Source organism: Clostridium sp. AM22-11AC (genome assembly GCF_003473545.1).
Taxonomy (GTDB): Bacteria; Bacillota; Clostridia; order Lachnospirales; family Lachnospiraceae; genus Enterocloster.
Map to the genome: position 1 here is coordinate 1 of NZ_QUCM01000005.1, position 19848 is coordinate 19848.

Annotated in this window: 17 protein-coding genes; 16 read left to right on the plus strand and 1 reads right to left on the minus strand. The window is 43.5% G+C overall.

Going from position 1 to position 19848, the window contains the following annotated elements:
* The first annotated feature begins 448 nt into the window (after window positions 1-448).
* From yfcC to DW251_RS06535, 3 genes are all read left to right on the plus strand, one after another.
* Window positions 449-1960, plus strand: a complete 1512-nt coding sequence (gene yfcC / locus DW251_RS06525; protein ID WP_021871334.1) for a putative basic amino acid antiporter YfcC — start codon at window positions 449-451, stop codon at window positions 1958-1960.
* A gap of 126 nt (window positions 1961-2086) precedes the next feature.
* A complete protein-coding gene (locus DW251_RS06530) occupies window positions 2087-2407 on the plus strand; it encodes a cyclic-di-AMP receptor (RefSeq protein WP_021871333.1) in 321 nt (106 codons plus the stop codon).
* A 150-nt stretch (window positions 2408-2557) separates the two neighbouring features.
* On the plus strand, window positions 2558-3226 hold the full coding sequence (locus tag DW251_RS06535; RefSeq protein ID WP_021871332.1) for a Crp/Fnr family transcriptional regulator: 669 nt from the start codon (window positions 2558-2560) through the stop codon (window positions 3224-3226).
* Between the two features lie 117 nt (window positions 3227-3343).
* On the opposite strand, the gene DW251_RS06540 is transcribed toward DW251_RS06535, so the two are convergent.
* Complete coding sequence (locus DW251_RS06540; RefSeq protein ID WP_021871331.1) at window positions 3344-4576, minus strand: argininosuccinate synthase; 1233 nt, start codon at window positions 4574-4576, stop codon at window positions 3344-3346.
* A 315-nt stretch (window positions 4577-4891) separates the two neighbouring features.
* Here DW251_RS06540 and argC point away from each other — a divergent pair, with 315 nt between their 5' ends.
* From argC to DW251_RS06610, 13 genes are all read left to right on the plus strand, one after another.
* Window positions 4892-5932 carry an N-acetyl-gamma-glutamyl-phosphate reductase gene (gene argC / locus DW251_RS06545; RefSeq protein WP_021871330.1) on the plus strand — a complete coding sequence of 347 codons (1041 nt, stop codon included), beginning with the start codon at window positions 4892-4894 and terminating at the stop codon, window positions 5930-5932.
* A 25-nt stretch (window positions 5933-5957) separates the two neighbouring features.
* Entirely contained in the window at window positions 5958-6422 is a 465-nt protein-coding gene (locus DW251_RS06550; RefSeq protein ID WP_021871329.1) for a GNAT family N-acetyltransferase, read from the plus strand.
* Window positions 6423-6487: 65 nt separating this feature from the next.
* Window positions 6488-7711: a bifunctional glutamate N-acetyltransferase/amino-acid acetyltransferase ArgJ gene (gene argJ / locus DW251_RS06555; protein ID WP_347474632.1), complete on the plus strand. Its 1224-nt coding sequence runs from the start codon at window positions 6488-6490 to the stop codon at window positions 7709-7711.
* Window positions 7712-7804: 93 nt separating this feature from the next.
* Window positions 7805-8695, plus strand: a complete 891-nt coding sequence (argB, locus tag DW251_RS06560; protein ID WP_021871327.1) for an acetylglutamate kinase — start codon at window positions 7805-7807, stop codon at window positions 8693-8695.
* Entirely contained in the window at window positions 8688-9926 is a 1239-nt protein-coding gene (locus DW251_RS06565) for an aspartate aminotransferase family protein (RefSeq protein ID WP_021871326.1), read from the plus strand. The genes argB and DW251_RS06565 overlap by 8 nt, the downstream gene beginning before the upstream one ends.
* Before the next feature lie 177 nt (window positions 9927-10103).
* On the plus strand, window positions 10104-11288 hold the full coding sequence (locus DW251_RS06570; RefSeq protein WP_118300522.1) for an ABC transporter substrate-binding protein: 1185 nt from the start codon (window positions 10104-10106) through the stop codon (window positions 11286-11288).
* A gap of 171 nt (window positions 11289-11459) precedes the next feature.
* Window positions 11460-13169: an iron ABC transporter permease gene (locus DW251_RS06575; protein ID WP_118300523.1), complete on the plus strand. Its 1710-nt coding sequence runs from the start codon at window positions 11460-11462 to the stop codon at window positions 13167-13169.
* A gap of 3 nt (window positions 13170-13172) precedes the next feature.
* Window positions 13173-14249 carry an ABC transporter ATP-binding protein gene (locus DW251_RS06580; protein WP_021871324.1) on the plus strand — a complete coding sequence of 359 codons (1077 nt, stop codon included), beginning with the start codon at window positions 13173-13175 and terminating at the stop codon, window positions 14247-14249.
* A 383-nt stretch (window positions 14250-14632) separates the two neighbouring features.
* A complete protein-coding gene (locus tag DW251_RS06590) occupies window positions 14633-15991 on the plus strand; it encodes an extracellular solute-binding protein (protein WP_118300524.1) in 1359 nt (452 codons plus the stop codon).
* 106 nt (window positions 15992-16097) lie between these two features.
* Window positions 16098-17051 carry a uroporphyrinogen decarboxylase family protein gene (locus tag DW251_RS06595; protein ID WP_021871322.1) on the plus strand — a complete coding sequence of 318 codons (954 nt, stop codon included), beginning with the start codon at window positions 16098-16100 and terminating at the stop codon, window positions 17049-17051.
* Window positions 17052-17090: 39 nt separating this feature from the next.
* The gene (locus DW251_RS06600) at window positions 17091-18101 is read left to right on the plus strand and encodes an aldo/keto reductase (protein ID WP_021871321.1); all 1011 of its coding nucleotides are present in this window, start codon (window positions 17091-17093) and stop codon (window positions 18099-18101) included.
* Window positions 18102-18141: 40 nt separating this feature from the next.
* Window positions 18142-19008 (plus strand): sugar ABC transporter permease, encoded by an 867-nt coding sequence (locus DW251_RS06605; RefSeq protein WP_243034893.1) that lies wholly within the window; start codon window positions 18142-18144, stop codon window positions 19006-19008.
* Window positions 19008-19847, plus strand: coding sequence for a carbohydrate ABC transporter permease (locus DW251_RS06610; RefSeq protein WP_021871319.1), 840 nt, complete (start codon window positions 19008-19010; stop codon window positions 19845-19847). The genes DW251_RS06605 and DW251_RS06610 overlap by 1 nt, the downstream gene beginning before the upstream one ends.
* Window position 19848: the final 1 nt, after the last annotated feature.

Below are 19848 nucleotides of genomic sequence, written 5' to 3' on the forward strand. Positions count from 1 at the left end.
GTAATGCATGGAGCTGACTGATACTAATCGGTCGAGGGCTTGACCAATAAGGTCTGAGAGAGCGGCGGAAGGATTACAGAGGAGACCGTTGAAAGTTTACTTTCATAAGGTCGGATCTGGAAGACTTCAGACATTGGCGAAGTCAATGACATGAGGAAAATCGAAGATTTTTCGAATGACCACCGCAGAGTTGGATAACAAAGGTTGTAAAGTATTCGGAATGATGATCATTAGTCAATATGTGGTTTTGAAGGTATGTATAGATGTAAGGGAACCGTCGGTTTGTGTCTGATGGTTCCCTTTTTTGTCTTTAAGCATACCAAGTATATCGGACCATGCGCCTGTATACTGGAAATGCTGTCCTCTGTTAAGCCGCAGAGAAGGGGTGTTTCAAAGAGAAAAATACCTGATGTACATTCTCCTGTGCCAGGTAAGATTGGAGGAAAAAATGGAGAAGAAAAAGTTTCAGATGCCCCATACTTATATCATCATTTTTGGGGTTATCCTGGTAGCTGCATTGCTGACCTGTTTCATTCCGTTAGGAAAGTATGATACAAAAGAGATCACCTATACGGTTAATGGATCAGAAAAAACAAGAACCGTTGTTGATCCGGACAGTTTCCAGTATATTCTGGATGAAAACGGCAACAAGGTGACCCAGGCTGCACCGATCTTTGGTACTGAAGATTTTGGCGGCCGCGGCGGTATCGTCAACTATGTATTTGAAGGTATGACTGCAGGAAGCAGGGGCGGCGGAGCCGTAGCCATTATCGCATTTACCCTGGTAGTGGGCGGTGCTTTTGGTATCGTTCTCAGAACCGGTGCTGTTGAAGGTGGTATCATGCGTGTTATCAGCCTGACAAATGGTAAAGAGATCATCCTGATCCCGATCCTGATCACACTGTTCTCCTTAGGCGGTGCTGTATTTGGAATGGGCGAAGAGGCGATCCCATTTGTTATGATCCTGGTTCCTATGTTCATTGCTATGGGATATGATGCAGTTGTAGGTATCATGTGCAGTTACGTGGCAACCCAGATCGGTTTCGGTAGCTCCTGGCAGAACCCATTTGGTCTGGCAGTTGCACAGGGCGTTGCAGGTATCCCTGTTATGTCAGGTGCATGGTTCCGTATTCCGTTATGGATCTTCTTTACCGGTTTAACCATTGTATTTACCATGCGCTATGCAGTAAAGGTTAAAAAGAATCCGACCATGTCTGTTGCATATGAATCTGACCGTGAATACAGAGAAGATTTTAAAAATAATGAAAACGAAGAAAAGCCATTTACTTTAGGTCACAAACTGGTTCTTTTAGATATCCTTGTATGTATGATCTGGACTGTTTGGGGCGTTGTAAAAGATGGATACTATATTCCTGAGATTGCTTCCCAGTTCTTCGTAATGGGTCTGGTTGCCGGTGTGATCGGACTGATCTTCCGTCTGAATGATATGCACTTAAATGATATCCCGGCAGCATTCAATCAGGGTGCAGCTGATCTGTTAGGTGCAGCAATGTGCGTAGGTATGGCACAGGGTATCATCATTATCTTAGGTGGAACCGATGCTTCCTCCGGAACTGTATTAAACACCATTCTCCACAGCCTTAGCGGTGCAATGCAGAACTTCCCGCCAGTAGTTTCCGCATGGCTTATGTACGTATTCCAGTCCGTATTCAACTTCTTCGTTGTATCCGGTTCCGGACAGGCAGCACTTACCATGCCGATCATGGCACCTTTGGCGGATCTGGTAGGCGTAGAGCGTCAGGTAGCTGTTCTTGCATTCCAGCTTGGTGATGCATTTACAAACTTTATCGTACCTACTTCCGGCTGTCTGTTAGGCGCATTGGCTGCAGCAAAACTGGAGTGGGGGAGTTGGGCAAAGTTCCAGATCAAGTTCCAGGCAGTCCTGGTTGTATTTGCTTCCCTGGCAGTGGTCCTTGGCGTTGTCATCGGACTGTCATAATGTTACAGTTCAACTGTAACGTCATAATTGCCATAACAAAAGCTTAACTTGCTTATCCATTTTACTGAGATTATAATATTCCTTAAACGTCCGCAAAAGGCGGAAACGTGAAAGGAGTGCAGCAAAATGGAGTTGATGATCATTATTGTTCAGGAACAGGATTATCCAAAGCTTTCAAGTACTTTTATCCACAATCGTGTGATGGCAACGAAGTTTAGTACAGAAGGACTGTATCTGAATAAGAAAAATATCACATTGATGGTATGCATTGAAAAAGAGCGGGAAGAGGAGATCCTGGATTATATCCGCCAGAGCTGTACAGAACGAATGGAAGAACGTCAGGTTTGCGAATATAATGGAATGACTATGGTAGATGTTACCAAAGGCGTAAAGGTAGGCGGTGCCATTGTATTTTTCCTGGATGTTGACCGGATGATGAAGTATTAAATTATAAATAGTGAAAGAGAGATCCACCTTGCGAGGCTGTTGCAGGGTGGATTTTTTTGGCACCGCTTGTTTTTCTCCTGCACTCATTATATAATGTTACCAAAAAGTTGTAAAAACAACGAAAAGCGAAAGACTGCGAGGAAAAGACACATGGAAGAAGCATTAAGTTGTATTGGGAAGATGCCTATATTTAGTGGGATCAGGGAAGAAGAGCTGTATACACTGATCAAATGCTGTGACGGACAGATGGCAGTATTTGAAAAAGACCAGTGGATCTTTCAGGCAGGAGAAGAACTGGGATATATCATGGTTGTTTTAAAGGGACGCCTGGCGATCATTCAGGAAGATTTCTGGCATCAGCAAAAAGAGACGATCCATATTATGCCGGGAGAGATATTCGGTGAAAATTACGCCAGCGCAGGCAGTAAAATATTGCCTGTAGGTATTAAAGCAGCAGAAAACAGCGAAGTCCTGTTTTTAGATTATGAACGTTCCCTTACTTTCTGCACGATGGCATGCCCGTTTCACAGCATGATGGTCCATAATCTGATCAGGATCATGAGTGCAAACAAAGGCCGTGCAGAAGAAAAATTGGAACATATATCCCAGAAGACTACCAGGGATAAACTGCGTTCCTATTTATCACGCAAAGCTTTACAGGAAGGCAGCTACAGCTTTGATATACCCTATAACCGTCAGGAACTGGCTGACTATTTAGGCGTAGACCGCAGCGCCATGTCCAGTGAACTGGGAAAAATGAAAGCAGAAGGGATCCTGGAATTTAAGAAAAATCATTTTATATTAAATAAATTAAAATAAGATCGATGCATAAAAATACCCCGGAGCGATTGGATCATTCAGATCTCGCTACGGGGTATTGATTTTCATATTCAGATCAATTCAGACCAACTGTATGGCATTTGCCTGACAGTAAAATTACTTCTGATTATTCTCTTTCTTCAGCTCAGCTAACTTCATAGCGCGAACCTTTAATGGAAGTCCGAACAGAGTGATGAAGCCGTCTGCATCGTGGTGGTCGTAAAGGTCACCGGTTGTGAAGGATGCTAAGGACTCGCTGTATAAGGAGTATGGAGAAGTGGTTCCGGCTTTGATGATGTTGCCCTTGTAAAGTTTGAACTTAACTTCACCGGTTACATATTCCTGGGTGGACTCTACGAATGCCTTTACAGCGTCGCAAAGAGGAGTAAACCATTTTCCTTCGTAAACGATCTGAGCCAGCTTATTGCCCATATCCTTCTTAACTTCCATAGTAGCACGGTCAAGAACCAGCTCTTCCAGCTGTCTGTGAGCTGCCATTAAGATAGTTCCGCCTGGAGTCTCATAAACGCCACGGGATTTCATACCTACTACACGGTTCTCAACGATATCTACAATACCGATACCATGCTTTCCGCCCAGCTCATTTAACTTGCGGATAATATCAGAAACTTTCATCTTAACGCCGTTTACGCTGGTAGGAACACCTTTTTCAAAGGTCATAGTAACATATTCATCCTCATCTGGTGCCTGTTCCGGGGTGACACCCATAACCAGCATGTTGGAGAAGTTTGGCTCTAAGGAAGGATCTTCCAGTTCCAGACCTTCGTGGCTTACATGCCAGATGTTGCTGTCACGGCTGTAGCTGTGGCTGTGGTCAAATGGAAGGTCAATGCCATGCTGTTTGCAGTATTCGATCTCATCCTCACGGGACTGCATGGTCCATACGTCAGTCATACGCCATGGAGCGATGATCTTGATGTCCGGAGCCAGTGCCTTGATAGACAGCTCAAAACGGATCTGGTCATTTCCCTTACCGGTAGCACCGTGGCAGATGGCAACAGCGCCTTCTTTACGTGCGATATCAACCAGTCTCTTTGCGATTGCAGGACGAGCCATGGAAGTACCTAATAAGTATTCATTTTCGTAAACTGCATTTGCCTTTACACATGGCATAATGTAGTTGTCGCAGAAATCATCTACTAAATCTTCAATATATAATTTAGAAGCGCCGGACAGCTTTGCTCTTTCTTCCAGTCCCTCTAATTCTTTTCCCTGTCCACAGTCGATACAGCAGCAAACAACATCATAGTTGAAATGCTCCTTTAACCACGGAATGATAGCGGTGGTATCCAGACCGCCTGAATATGCTAAAACTACTTTCTCTTTCATCAGTACATCCTCCTGAAAATTGCTTTGATATTTGTTTTGATCATGTTTTAATCACTAAGCTTTCATAAATATACAACATAATACAGGAAAATGCAAGCCTTAAAATAGAAATTTCAAAAAAGTATTGCATATTATGCATTGGAGATGTATAATTATGAAATCTTATACAGAGAAAAAATAAAAAACCTTATGAAAACACACTTTTCAATTAAGGAAAAAGTAACTATAATAAGGTAACAGGCTTTAGCACTGTAGTAGGTTGCAGTTTATAAAAATGACTAAATAATGAAAATATATACAGAGGAGAGTAAGGATATGATAAAAGCAGGTATTATCGGATCTACAGGTTATGCAGGCGGGGAACTGGCAAGGCTGCTGCTGCAGAGAGATGACGTAGAGATCAAATGGTATGGTTCCAGAAGTTATATCGATCAGAAATATGCTTCCATTTACCAGAACATGTTCAAGATCGTAGATGATAAATGTATGGATGATAATATGAAGGAACTGGCTGACCAGGTAGATGTAATCTTCACTGCAACGCCTCAGGGCCTTTGCTCCACATTAGTAAACGAAGAGATTCTTTCTAAAGTAAAGATCATCGACTTAAGCGCTGACTTCCGTATTAAAGATGTAGCAGTTTATGAAAAATGGTACAAGCTGACCCACGGATCACCAGAATATATTAAGGAAGCTGTATACGGACTTCCGGAAGTAAACAGAGAAAAGATCAAGAATGCAAGGATCATTGCAAATCCGGGATGCTTCCCAACCTGCTCCTTCTTATCTACTTATCCTTTAGTAAAAGAAGGTCTCATTGATCCAAACACCATTATCATTGATGCAAAATCCGGTACCTCCGGCGCAGGCAGAAGCGCGAAAGTAGACAGCCTTTTCTGCGAGGTCAATGAAAATATCAAGGCATACGGCGTAGCTTCCCACAGACATACACCGGAGATCGAAGAGCAGCTGTCCTATGCAGCAGGAAAGCCGGTTGTGATCAGCTTCACCCCTCATCTGGTTCCAATGAACAGAGGCATCCTGGTAACTGCTTATGCTTCCCTTACAAAAGAAGTGACCTGGGAAGAGGTAAGAGCCGCTTACGACAAGTATTATAAGGATGAATATTTTGTACGTGTTCTGGACAAGGACGTAGTTCCTCAGACACGCTGGGTAGAAGGAAGCAACTTTGCAGATGTAAACTTCAAGATCGACCCAAGAACCAACCGCATCGTTATGATGGGCGCAATTGACAATATGGTAAAAGGTGCTGCAGGACAGGCCATCCAGAACATGAACTTACTGTTCGGTCTTCCAGAGAATACAGGATTAAAGCAGATCCCGATGTTCCCATAAGATAAGCAGCCGGAAAGGAATAAAAATGGCAGGGACAATGGATATCCTGGTTCGGGAAATGACCATGGAAGATTACGATCAGGTATATAAATTATGGACGAAGATATCAGGCTTCCGTATCCGGAGCATTGATGATTCAAGAGAAGGGGTGGAACGCTTCTTAAAGCGAAATCCGACCACCAGCGTAGTGGCAGTCCAGAACGGGCATATCGTTGGAAATATCCTCTGCGGACATGACGGACGTACCGGCTGTTTCTATCATGTATGTGTGGAAGACGGCTACCGTCATCATGGAATTGGCTACAAAATGGTACGTGCAGCCATCAAGGCCATGCAGAAAGAGGGAGTGAGCAAGATCTCCCTGGTGGCCTTTAAAGACAACCACATTGGAAATGCGTTCTGGCAGGGCATCGGCTGGACAGAGCGTGAAGATTTTAACAGTTATGAGTTTATTTTAAATGAAGAAAATATAATTCGGTTTGTGAAGTAAAGTGGCGCAGAGAAAAACAAACAGTTGCGAAGCAGAAAAGAGGGAATAATATTATGAACGAAAAGATAAAAATGATCGAAGGCGGCGTTACCGCAGCCAAAGGCTTTATGGCAGCATCTACAGCAGCAGGCATTAAATACAAAAACCGTCAGGATATGGCGATGATCTACAGTAAAGAACCTTGTAAAAGTGCAGGAACCTTTACCACCAACCTGGTAAAAGCAGCTCCTGTAAAATGGGACAAGAACCAGGTGACAAGCGGCGCTGACGCACAGGCAGTGATCATTAACGCAGGTATTGCAAATGCATGTACCGGTGAAGAAGGAATGGGCTACTGCGCACAGACGGCAAAGGCTGCAGCAGAAACCTTAGGCGTGGCAGCAGACGGCGTTTTAGTTGCTTCTACCGGTGTCATCGGTATGCAGCTTCCAATCGACAAGATCGCAGCAGGTGTAAAGGCCATGGCGCCACTGCTTGGTGACAGCCTGGAGAAAGGCACCGAGGCTTCCAAGGCTATTATGACTACCGATACAAAGAACAAGCAGGTAGCAGTACAGATCGACATGAACGGAACCACCGTTACTATTGGCGGTATGTGCAAAGGTTCCGGCATGATCCATCCAAATATGTGTACCATGTTAAGCTTTGTTACTACGGACGCAGCCATCAGCAAAGAACTGCTTCAGGAAGCATTAAGCGAAGACATTAAAGATACCTACAATATGATTTCTGTAGATGGTGATACTTCCACCAATGATACCGTTCTCCTTCTGGCAAATGGCCTTGCAGGAAACAAGGAAATTACAGAGAAAAATGAAGATTACGCATTATTCTGCGAAGCATTAAACTACATCAACGAAACTCTGGCTAAGAAAATGGCCGGTGACGGAGAAGGCTGCACCGCTTTATTTGAAGTAAAGATCGTAGGCGCAGAAACGAAGGATCAGGCGAAAGTTTTAGCAAAATCTGTTATCACATCCAGCCTGACAAAGGCAGCTATTTTCGGACATGACGCAAACTGGGGCCGTATCCTTTGCGCAATGGGCTACTCAGGGGCACAGTTTGATCCGGAAAAGGTAGATCTGTTCTTTGAAAGCGCAGCTGGACATATGCAGATCATCAAAGACGGCGTTGCAGTGGACTACAGCGAAGAAGAGGCAACCAAGATCCTTTCTGAGCCGGAAGTTACCGCCATTGCAGACATTAAAATGGGTGATGCCCAGGCAACTGCATGGGGCTGCGACCTGACCTTTGATTATGTAAAGATCAATGCAGATTACCGTTCATAAACAGTTTTGATATAAAAAACACAATAAAAAAGCATCCCGAAATGTACCCCATGAACATTTGGACGTACACAAAACATACAGGAGGAACCAAACATGAACCTTGAACCAATGCAAAAAGCAGCGGTGCTCATTGAGGCACTGCCATACATACAGCGTTTTAACCGAAAGATCGTCGTTGTAAAATACGGCGGCAGCGCCATGGTAGACGAAGAATTAAAGAAAAAAGTCATCCAGGACGTAGTACTGTTGAAATTAGTAGGATTTAAACCGATCATCGTACACGGCGGCGGCAAGGAGATCAGCCGCTGGGTTGGAAAAGTAGGCATGGAGCCACATTTTGTCAATGGTCTTCGTGTAACCGATGAGCCAACCATGGAAATTGCAGAAATGGTATTAAATAAAGTCAATAAGAGCCTGGTACAGCTGGTAAATGAGCTGGGCATCAAGGCAGTAGGCATCAGCGGCAAAGACGGCATGATGTTAAAATGCCACAAGAAGCTTTCCAAGGGAGGAGATATCGGCTTTGTAGGGGAAGTAGATGAGGTAGATCCTCAGGTCATCTATGATCTGTTAGAGAAAGATTTCCTTCCGATCATCTGCCCAATTGGATATGACGAGAATTTCTTAAGCTATAACATTAACGCAGATGACGCAGCCTGTGCCATTGCAAGAGCTGTAAAAGCAGAAAAGCTGGCTTTCTTAACAGACGTAGAAGGGGTATACAAGGATTTTGAGGACAAGAGTTCCCTTATCTCTGAAATGACCGTAGAAGAGGCTCAGGCCTTTGTAGACAGCGGAAGCTTAGGCGGCGGCATGCTTCCAAAGCTGCAGAACTGTATTGATGCCATTGAAAATGGTGTTTCCAGAGTACATATCTTAGACGGACGTATTCCACACTGCCTGCTTCTGGAGATCTTTACAGATAAAGGTATTGGTACTGCTATTTATAATTCAAAGGAAGATGTGAGGTATTATCATGGCTGATGAGAAAATGATCGATCGGGCAGAACATGTCCTGTATAAAACATATAACCGGTTTCCTGTAGTATTTGACCATGGAAAAGGCATAACCTTGTGGGATACAGAAGGAAATGAATACCTGGATTTTGGTGCAGGTATTGCAGTTATGGGACTGGGATACTGTGATGAAGAGTATACAAATGCAGTAAAGGCCCAGATGGATAAGCTGACCCATATCTCCAATCTGTTTTATAACCAGCCTTCTATCAGTGCGGGCGAAAAGCTGTTAAAGGTATCCGGAATGGATAAGGTATTCTTTACCAACAGCGGTACAGAGGCTATTGAAGGCGCATTAAAGATCGCAAAGAGATATCATTATAATAAACTTCATGAGACCATGGGAGACGGCTGCGATGGCTGTGAGGAAAAAGAAGTGGACATGACTGGTGAGATCATTGCCATGAACCATTCCTTCCACGGAAGAAGTATAGGTGCTTTGTCTGTAACTGGAAATGCACATTACAGAACTCCGTTTAATCCACTGCTTCCAGGTGTACGTTTTGCCAACTTTAATGATCTGGACAGCGTAAAGGCACAGATTACAGACAAGACCTGCGCTATCATTATGGAGACTATCCAGGGCGAAGGCGGAATTTATCCTGCAACAGAAGAATTCTTAAAGGGTGTCCGTGCTCTCTGCGATGAACATGATCTGCTGCTTATCTTAGATGAGATCCAGTGTGGTATGGGACGTTCCGGAGAAATGTTTGCATGGCAGAAATATGGCGTAAAACCAGATGTAATGACCGTTGCAAAGGCTTTGGGAAATGGTGTTCCGATCGGTGCATTCTTAGCCTGCGGTAAGGCAGCTACTGCTATGGTCCCAGGTGACCATGGAACTACCTATGGCGGAAATCCACTGGTAACAGCTGCAGCAGACGCAGTTCTGGATATTTTTGAAAAACGCCACATTGCAGACCATGTAAAGGAAGTTGGTGCTTATCTCTATGAAAAGCTGGAAGGCTTAAAGGATAAGTATGATGTAGTAAAAGACCACCGTGGTGTTGGTCTGATCCAGGGTCTGGAATTTACAGTTCCTGTAGGTCCGATCGTGTCCAAGGCATTATTAGAGCAGAAGCTGGTGCTCATCAGTGCAGGCGCCAATATTATCCGTTTCGTTCCGCCGCTGATCATTGAAAAGAGCGATGTAGACGAAATGGTTAAGAGACTGGAAGCTGTGATCAAAGAAATGTAGTGAAAAAGTTCTCATAACGAACGCAAAGAGTCCGGTAGTTGAGAAAAAGTGGCAAAAATGCACGAATAATGAACTACATAGTTCAGAAAATACGACAAAATAACAAAAAATACAGTTTTTTCCCCTCCTGATTTCTGGTAGACTTAAGTCAACAGAAAAGACAGGAGGGTTTTTATTATGAAGAAAAAACTTGCATTGTTACTGGCTTGTACCATGGCGTTAGGCCTGACAGCATGTGGCGGTTCCAAACCTGCAGCAGCTCCGGAGACAACTGCAGCAGCAACCGGAGCAGCCGCAGAAAGCAGCGAAGAGAGCAAAGCTGATGAGAAGACAGAAGCAGCCGGCGGGGATATGGATGCTCTGATCGAAGCAGCTAAGGCTGAGGGCGAATTAACTGTATATGGTTCCTGCGAAGAGGAATACTTATCAGCAGCCTGCCAGAACTTTGAAAAACTCTACGGAATTAAGACAAAATACCAGAGACTTTCTACTTCAGAAGTTTACACCAAGGTTTCTGAAGAAGCTGGAAAGCCTTCAGCAGATGTATGGTTCGGCGGAACCATGGATCCTTACAACGAAGCAGTTGCAGCTGGTCTGCTGGAACCATATGACGCGATCAACGCTGTAAACCTGATCGGTGATGAGTACAAAGATTCTACCAACTGCTGGTATGGTATCTACAAAGGCATCCTGGGCTTCATGGTCAATACAGAAGAGCTGGAGCGTTTAGGTCTGGAAGCACCTAAGACATGGGATGATCTGACCAAGGAAGAGTACAAGGGCCTGATCATGATGTCCAACCCGAATACCGCTGGTACTGCTAAACTGATCATCAACACCATGATCCAGATGAAGGGCCATGACGAAGCTATGGAATACTTCAAGGCTCTGGACAAGAACATTGCCCAGTACACCAAGTCCGGTTCCGGTCCTTCCAAGATGGTTGGCCCTGGCGAGTGTGTAATCGCTATTGGTTTCTTACATGATGGTATTTATCAGATCCTTCAGGGATATGACAACATCCAGCTGATCGTTCCAGAAGACGGAACATCCTTCGAAGTTGGTGCAACCGCTATCTTAAAGGGCGCTTCTCATCCAAATGCAGCAAAACTGTGGATCGAGTATGCATTATCTCCTGACTGTGTAGACCATGCAAAAGAGAATGGTTCTTATCAGTTCCTGGTATTAAAGAACGCAACTCAGCCAGAAGAAGCTGAAAAGTTCGGTCTGGATATGACCAATACCATTGACTATGACTTTGAAGATGCAAAAGAGAACAGTGCTAAGTATGTAGAAGACTTCTTCGAAGCATTAGGAAGCACATCTGAAGGCGCTGACTCCAGCCGTTTCTTAACTGAGTAATCAGAATAATAGACGGACTGCAAAAAGTCATTCTTAAAAAGAAAGTAAAGCTTATATAAAGTAAGCTAAGCAGAAAATGCTGCGTAATGGAATAAACATTGCGCAGCATTTTCAAATCAAAGACAGAATTGGTTGTAAAATTCATAGTAAATTATAAAAGGGGGTCTCGCAATGGCCGGAAAACAAAGTGCACAGCTGGAACGGAAGAAATTTTTTGCTGACCCGATCATGGTCTCAATGATTGTTGTCCTTCTGGTTTTTTTGGCGCTGTTTATTCTGTATCCGCTGTTAATGCTGTTAGTAGACAGCTTTTATGCAGAGGGAACCATTACACTGGATGTATTTAAGCGTGTTTTAAATCTGGAACGTTTCCGCAATGCGTTTAAAAACACACTGACACTTGGATTTATCGTAGGTTTTGCTTCTACAGCCATTGGTTTATTATTTGCTTATGTAGAAGTATATGTTAAATTGAAAACAAAGATACTGGAAAAGTTATTTGGTCTGGTATCGATGCTTCCTGTTGTATCTCCGCCATTCGTACTGTCTCTGTCCATGATCATGCTGTTCGGACGAAGCGGTATCATCACCCGTTCCCTTTTAGGTATCTACGACTCTAATATTTACGGACTGTTAGGTATCTCCGTTGTTCAGACACTTACATTCTTCCCTGTATGCTATCTGATGTTAAAGGGACTGTTAAAGAACATTGACCCGTCACTGGAAGAAGCGACCAGAGATATGGGAGCTACCCGTTGGAAAGTATTCACAAGCGTAACTTTCCCGCTTCTGCTTCCAGGTCTTGGAAATGCATTCCTGGTAACCTTTATTGAGTCTGTAGCAGACTTTGCAAACCCGATGCTGATCGGTGGTTCCTACGATACTCTGGCAACTACCATTTATCTGCAGGTAACAGGTGCTTACGACTCCACCGGTGCAGCAGCCATGTCTGTGGTCCTGCTTTCACTGACTGTTATTCTGTTCCTGATCCAGAAATATTACCTGGAGAAGAAAACAGCTGCTACTCTTACTGGTAAAGCTTCCCGTATGAGAATGCTTATCGAAGATAAGAGCGTAACCGTTCCGCTGACTATTTTCTGCGGCGTGGTAGCAGCTTTCGTACTTTTGATGTACATCATGGTTCCTTTCGGCGCACTGTTTACCCTTTGGGGCAGAGATTACAGCTTAAGCCTTAAATGGTTCCAGTACATGTTTAAGACCAGCGGACTGAAGGCATTTAAAGACTCCTTTGTTCTGTCCCTGATCGCAGCTCCTCTTACTGCATTCTTATCCATGGTCATTTCCTATCTGGTTGTTAAGAAGCGCTTTAAAGGAAGAAACTTCATTGAATTCGTATCTATGTTAGCAATGGCTGTACCTGGTACGGTTCTTGGTATCGGATATATCCGTGGTTATGCAAACGGTCTGTTCCGAAGCGGCTTTATGAGCGGCCTTTATGGAACCGGCGCTATCCTGATCATTGTATTTATTGTTCGAAGCCTTCCTACCGGTACACGAAGCGGTATCTCCGCTCTGCGCCAGATCGATAAATCCATTGAAGAGTCTGCCTACGACATGGGTGCAAACTCAGCAAGAGTATTTATGACTGTTACATTACCCCTTATTAAGGATTCCTTCTTCAGCGGCCTGGTAACTGCGTTTGTCCGCAGTATTACCGCTATTTCAGCCATCATCCTGTTAGTAACTCCTGACTTCCTGCTGATCACCTGTCAGATCAACGAGCAGGCAGAAAAAGGAAACTACGGTGTTGCCTGCGCTTATGCAACCGTACTGATCATCATTACCTACGGTGCAGTGCTGATCATGAACACGCTGATGAAATTCTTCGGAGTCAGCAGAAAAATCAAAACGGAGGAATAGGTTATGGAAAAGCAGAAAAAAGGTGTTCGTCTGGAACATATTTCTAAAATATATAATGATCCTAAAACAGGAAAAGAGTTTTATGCAGTCCAGGATACCACACTGGATATTGAACCAGGTACATTTGTTACCTTACTGGGACCTTCCGGCTGCGGAAAAACGACTACACTGCGTATGATCGCAGGTTTTGAAAGCCCGGATGAAGGCGAGATCTACTTAGGTGATGAGGCCATCAACAGCCTGACACCAAATAAACGTGATACTGCAATGGTATTCCAGAGCTACGCTCTGCTGCCACATTACAATGTATTTGATAACGTAGCTTACGGCTTAAAGATCCGCAAGGTGCCAAAGGAAGAGATCAGAGAGAGAGTTTTAAACATCCTGAAACTGGTAGAAATGGACGGAATGGAGTCACGTATGACCAACCAGCTTTCCGGTGGACAGCAGCAGCGAGTTGCTCTGGCCCGGGCTCTGGTCATTGAACCAAGTGTTTTGCTTTTTGATGAGCCTTTAAGTAACCTGGATGCAAAGCTGCGTGTGACCATGCGTACTGAGATCCGTAAGATCCAGCAGAAGGTGGGAATTACCGCTATCTATGTAACCCATGATCAGTCAGAGGCAATGAGTATTTCTGACAAGATCATTATCATGAGCAAGGGCAAAGTAGAGCAGATCGGTACTCCAAGAGAGATCTACTATCATCCAAAGAGCCGTTTCGTAGCAGACTTTATTGGTGAAGCCAACTTCTTAAAGGCAAAAGTTAAGTCTGTGAATGGAGAAAAGGCTGTGATCGATGTAATCGGTGAAGAGATCGAAGTCAACAACTATGGTGAGAAGGTTGCTGGTGAGGAAGCAAGCCTGGTTCTCCGTCCGGAAGCAGTTGTTCTTTCTGAAAAAGGACTTCTGGAAGGAACTGTTACACTGTCAACCTTCATGGGTTCCTATCAGTATTACCAGGTAATGGTAGGTGATATGGAGATCCAGATCACAGACTACAATCCTGTAAACCGCCGGATCTATGAAGTAGGTGAAAAGGCATATCTGGACTTTGATCCTCATGGTGTTTATATCCTGTAAAATAGTAATCTAGCGACTTATAAAAGCGTATCCTGAGAAAATATAAACTTTGGATACGCTTTTTTATTGCCACCCCGAATTGCTATGTATCTAAAAACATGATAAACCTGATATATATTTTCTGAAATCTGATAAATATTAAAACAGATGGTTTTTCTGTATAATAAGAACTATCAAAGAAATCAGAAATATTAATAAATGTCCTCTCGAAGTCTTTACTGCACCTGCCTTTGTGGCCGATTTTCCGCCAGTCGCACCCGAATTTCATCAACGTACGCACCGCGTACGCCTCAGAAATTTGGGAACAACTGACAAAAAATCTTCTCACAAAATCAGGCACAGAAAGATTCCGAGAGAACATAGTAAGAAGGAGGAAATAAAGTATGTTGAAAAAGTCATTGGCAATAGGGCTGAGTGTGGTTATGGCGGCAGAGGTACTTACCGGTTGTTCCGGCGGCTCTGGCACAACAGAGACCAAGGCAGCTGATACTGGAAAAACAGAAGCAGCAAGCGAGGCAGCAACAGAAGGCGGTTCAGGAGAAGAAAAGACTCTTACTGTGTTCCACTATATGGGACAGTCCGTGAAACAGCAGGGTCTTGAAAAACTGGAAGAAGAATTTAAGAAAACACATCCAAACATTACCTTTGAAAATATCTTCTATAATCAGGGAACCGATTACTTCCCACAGTTATCCACAGCTTTGGCATCTGGAGAACAGCCTGATATTATCATGGGTAACCCGGCTACCTATCCGGATCTGATCGAAAACGGATATGCAATGGATCTGACGGATAATGATGTGATCAAGAATTTAAATGTTTCCCCGGAAGATCTAAATGATGCTTCCGCAAACGGAAAAGTATATGCAGTACCTATTGACTTTAAGGCATCCGGCTTTTTCTACAATGTAAAGATGTTTAAGGAAAATGGTCTGGAACTTCCAAAGACCCTTACAGAATTTGACCAGTTAGTTGAAACATTACACAGCAAAGGCATTGATCCATTTATCGACCTGTACGGAGAAGGTTCTACCGGTGATATTGAAACAAGAGGTATCATTGTTCCAAGAGCTGTAGCTGCCGGTGATCTGGATCTGTATGAGAAGCTGATGAGCGGTGAAAAGAAGCTGACGGATTACGATTACATGGATGAAGCATTAAGCGTATGGGATAAGAGAATGACTTATCCACGTATGGATGCAATGGCAAACAACCAGGATAAAGCTCTGGAGCTGTTCGTAACCGGACAGGGGGCAATGATCTTTACCGGAAACTGGAATATTGGTGAAATGCTTGCTAAATCCGAAGGAACTGATTTTGAATTTGATTTCTTCCTGCCTCCGATCGACGATGAAGGAAGCGCAAAGCTGTGTACAATGGTAGACCAGTCCTTTATGGTGAATCCAAATTCTGATTGTGCAGAAGAGGCTGTTGAATTTTTAGAGTATTGGGTAACAGATGGTGCTTTAACGTGGTCTGAAACAACCATGATGCCTCTGATCACCGGTGAGTCTTCTGATAAGCTTCTTCCGGTGGTTAAATCCATGGCAGAATTGAAGGCAAACAGCTCTATTTCCCAGGGAATCTTTACAAAACCATTTAACACAGAATTTGTAAATGCATGGAGAAAAGGACTTATCTCTTATGCAGAGAGCGTATGCACAGGCAAGCCGATGACTCACGAAGAGTGTCTGAACAATATTCAGTCCCTGTTTGATGATATTATCGCAACAAGCAAATAAGTAAAATAAGCAGAAAATAATAAGTGTAGATGCTAAACAGGGGCTGCTGCAGGATCTTAGGAGATCGTATTGCAGCGGCCTCTGTTCAGAAGAAAGGAAATCTTACATGGATAAAATAGAGAGAGTGACAAGGGCATTTAAAGGGGAAGAGGTGGATCATATTCCGGTGTGTTTGTGGAAACACATTCCGCCTACTTTATGGAAAGATGAGTTGTTTATCAAGGCGCAGATGGATTTTTACAAGGAAACAGATGTTGATTTTATCAAACTTTCCGCAGATAAATATTTCTGCTGGCCGGCACCTGTGTTAAAAGATATCCAGTCTGCAAAACAGCTTTATGATATAAAGCCGTTGGGAGCCCATCATCCACACATCAGAGGCCAGATCAACCGTACAAAGAAGATCATGGAAGAGATCAATGGTGAGTGCCTGGCATTTTATCTGATCTTCTGCCCGTTATCTTATTTACGTCTGGAGATCGGATATCCGAAAATGATGCAGTTTATGGAAGAAGATCCGGAAGCTGTATTATATGCGGAAAATGTGATTGCCCAGGATGTAAAGGTCCTTGTAAAAGGGATCATAGAAGAGGCAAAGGTTGCAGGTATCTTCTACAGCGTACAGAATGCAGAAGAAAACCGCTTTACATATGAGACATACAGAAAATACATCACTCCGCCGGAGAAAGAAGTTTTAGATTATGCCAATACATTAAGTGATATGAACGTGCTCCACTGCTGTGGATGGGAAGGTATTCCAAACCGCTTAGAGGACTGGGCGGACTATAAGACAGCAGTAGTAAGCTGGGCAAGATATATTGAAGGTCTGGATGTAAAAGAAGCAAAAGAAAAATTCGGACGGACTGTATGGGGCGGCTTTGACAACCGGCCGGGAAGTCTGATCTACACAGGAACAAAAGAAGAAATCGAGGCAGAAGTAAAACGTCTGGTTGAGGCAAGCGGCAAGAGAGGCTATATTATCGGACCGGACTGCAGCATCCATGATGAACTTCCGGAAGAACGCATTAAATGGATCGTAGACGCAGCAAGAAAGCTCTGATAAGTTCTTAAAAAGTATAGATATAAAAAGGAGAATTTTATGTATTACGTTGATGAATATAAGGCAGACAGAAAAAGATATGAGACCATGCAGTACAATCGCTGCGGCAAAAGCGGACTGAAGCTTCCGGCAGTATCTTTAGGACTGTGGCACAATTTCGGTTCCAAAGATAACTATGACATGATGAAGAACCTTTGCTTTACAGCTTTTGACAATGGTATTACTCATTTTGACCTGGCAAATAACTATGGCCCAATCTACGGATCTGCAGAGGAAAACTTTGGACGGATCATGCGTGATTTTTTACGTCCATACAGAAATGAACTGATCATCAGTACAAAAGCCGGATATGACATGTGGGATGGCCCTTACGGAAACTGGGGTTCCAGAAAATATCTCATTGCCAGCCTGGATGAGTCTTTAAAGAGAATGCAATTAGACTATGTGGATATTTTCTACCATCACAGAATGGACCCGGAGACACCATTAGAGGAAACGATCCTGGCTTTAGATCAGATCGTCCGCTCCGGAAAAGCATTGTATGCAGGAATTTCCAATTATGACGGGGAACATGCAAAGAAGGCATTAGAGATCGCAAAAGAGATCCACCTGCCGCTGATCATCAATCAGAACCGTTACAACATTTTTGATCGTACAGTGGAGAAAAATGGCTTAAAAGATTATGCACGTGAGTCAGGAATGGGTCTGATCTGCTTTAGTCCTCTGGCACAGGGAATGTTATCAGAAAAATACATTAACGGTATCCCAGCTGACAGCCGTGTGGCAAGAGACGGAAGATTTCTCCATGCATCAGACATTACTCCGGAAAAGATCGAAAAGATTAAGAAGCTGGATGCTCTTGCAAAAGAAAGAGGACAGAGCCTTCCACAGATGGCACTTTCCTGGCTGTTAAAAGACAGTGATGTTACCAGTGTACTTATCGGTGCGTCTAAGCCGGAGCAGATATTAAGTAATATTGGAATTGTGGGACATACAACATTTGCAAAAGAAGAACTGGATCTGATCGACCAGATCTCCAAAGAGCAGTAAGTGATCAAGCAGGAATAAAAAGAGAGGCGGGGAAAAGATAATGAAACAGAAAAGATCGGTGAAGAAGTTGCGAACTCATGCAGGGAATTTCTTATTTCTTTTTCCCGCCATGTTGTTGTACTGTTTTGTAGTGATCGTTCCATTTATACAGGGTATTCCTTATTCATTTACAAACCGTGCCAGTGTAGTGAGCCAGAGTTATGATTTTGTAGGTCTGAGAAACTACATGGAACTGATCACAAACAAGTATTTCCAGCAGGCATTTTTTCATACCGTCCAGTTTACCGTTATCTATGTGATCGGGGCCAATGTGCTGGGACTGGCATTAGCACTGATGCTATCAAGATCTTCCAGGTTTAATAACCTGGCAAGGACCATTATGTTTATTCCATTTACAGTAGCCCTTACCAGTGGTGCTATCGTATGGAGTTATGTATTTACAGATGTATATTCTCCTCTGTTTCAGAAAATGAGTCCTTTGGGACTTTCTTCCCAGGTAGTTCCAGCTATGGCCATTATCGCCATCTGGAGAGATATGGGTTACTGCATGCTGATCTATCTGGCTGGGCTTCAGTCTATTTCCGGAGAATATTATGAGGCAGCAAAAGTAGACGGCGCTACCTGGTGGCAGAGAACAAGACTGATCACCTTCCCCCTGATCCTTCCGGCGATCGTTTCTAATGTGACACTGCTGATCGCCTGGGGCCTTAAATGTTTTGATTATCCAATGGCAGTAGCAAGAAATATGGAGGCAGCACAGACTGTATCCATGTATGTATATGATTACATATTTGGCTTTAACAAGGCAGGCATTGGTCAGGCAGCAGCGATCATCATAACCGTAGTGCTGGTGGTCATTACCCAGTGCATTACATCCATAGGAGCTAAATTGGAGGTGGATCAATAATGGGAACTACGAAAAAAAGACATTTATTATCTGTAATACAGAAAGTTCTGATCACATGTGTCATGCTGGTCGTGATCTCACCTTTTTATATCAGTATCGTATATGCGCTGAAAAATAAAAATGACCTTACGATCAACCGCCTGGCATGGCCGACACATCCTACCTTGATGAATTTCCAGCGTGTGATCACGGAAAATGACCAGTTCCTTACAGGATATAAAAACAGTATCCTGACTACGGTGCCGGTAGTGGTCCTTCTGATGCTGATCACATCCATGGCAGCTTATGTGCTGGCACGATATACGACCAGGGTATATAAATGGATCTATCTTATTTTTATATCCGGTATGCTGATCCCGATCCAGTGTATCATGCTTCCATTTTATATTAACTTTTTCAAACTGAACCTTACAAACTCCAATTTAGGCTTTGTGATCGCAAGGACCGGACTGCAGATCCCTATCAGCATCCTGGTAGTGACCGGTTTTGTGAAGGCGATCCCCTTAGATCTGGAAGAGTCAGCAAGGATCGATGGATGTAACCGTTTTAAAATGTTCTGGAAAGTTGTTTTCCCGTTAATGAAGCCGGTAAATGCAACCCAGCTGGTATTAAACACACTGTTTGTATGGAATGATTATACAACAGCCATCATCCTTTTAAGAAAGCCGTTTGCCAGAACACTGATCCTTGCCCAGATGGCTTACTTTAATGAATATACTTCCGATCTGAACCTTGCATTTGCCTTTTTTATCCTGGCGACATTACCGATCCTGATCGTATATTTCAGTATGCAGAAGTATGTGGTAGGTGGTATAATGATGGGAGCAGTAAAAGGGTGAT

Coding starts and splice junctions, on each gene's coding strand:
- DW251_RS06535 (WP_021871332.1), top strand. CDS start 2,558: ATGGAAGAAGCATTAAGTTGTATTGGGAAGATGCCTATATTTAGTGGG.
- DW251_RS06570 (WP_118300522.1), top strand. CDS start 10,104: ATGAAGAAAAAACTTGCATTGTTACTGGCTTGTACCATGGCGTTAGGC.
- argC (WP_021871330.1), top strand. CDS start 4,892: ATGATAAAAGCAGGTATTATCGGATCTACAGGTTATGCAGGCGGGGAA.
- DW251_RS06575 (WP_118300523.1), top strand. CDS start 11,460: ATGGCCGGAAAACAAAGTGCACAGCTGGAACGGAAGAAATTTTTTGCT.
- DW251_RS06530 (WP_021871333.1), top strand. CDS start 2,087: ATGGAGTTGATGATCATTATTGTTCAGGAACAGGATTATCCAAAGCTT.
- DW251_RS06605 (WP_243034893.1), top strand. CDS start 18,142: ATGAAACAGAAAAGATCGGTGAAGAAGTTGCGAACTCATGCAGGGAAT.
- DW251_RS06550 (WP_021871329.1), top strand. CDS start 5,958: ATGGCAGGGACAATGGATATCCTGGTTCGGGAAATGACCATGGAAGAT.
- DW251_RS06580 (WP_021871324.1), top strand. CDS start 13,173: ATGGAAAAGCAGAAAAAAGGTGTTCGTCTGGAACATATTTCTAAAATA.
- DW251_RS06595 (WP_021871322.1), top strand. CDS start 16,098: ATGGATAAAATAGAGAGAGTGACAAGGGCATTTAAAGGGGAAGAGGTG.
- yfcC (WP_021871334.1), top strand. CDS start 449: ATGGAGAAGAAAAAGTTTCAGATGCCCCATACTTATATCATCATTTTT.
- argB (WP_021871327.1), top strand. CDS start 7,805: ATGAACCTTGAACCAATGCAAAAAGCAGCGGTGCTCATTGAGGCACTG.
- DW251_RS06600 (WP_021871321.1), top strand. CDS start 17,091: ATGTATTACGTTGATGAATATAAGGCAGACAGAAAAAGATATGAGACC.
- DW251_RS06565 (WP_021871326.1), top strand. CDS start 8,688: ATGGCTGATGAGAAAATGATCGATCGGGCAGAACATGTCCTGTATAAA.
- DW251_RS06610 (WP_021871319.1), top strand. CDS start 19,008: ATGGGAACTACGAAAAAAAGACATTTATTATCTGTAATACAGAAAGTT.
- DW251_RS06540 (WP_021871331.1), bottom strand. CDS start 4,576: ATGAAAGAGAAAGTAGTTTTAGCATATTCAGGCGGTCTGGATACCACC.
- DW251_RS06590 (WP_118300524.1), top strand. CDS start 14,633: ATGTTGAAAAAGTCATTGGCAATAGGGCTGAGTGTGGTTATGGCGGCA.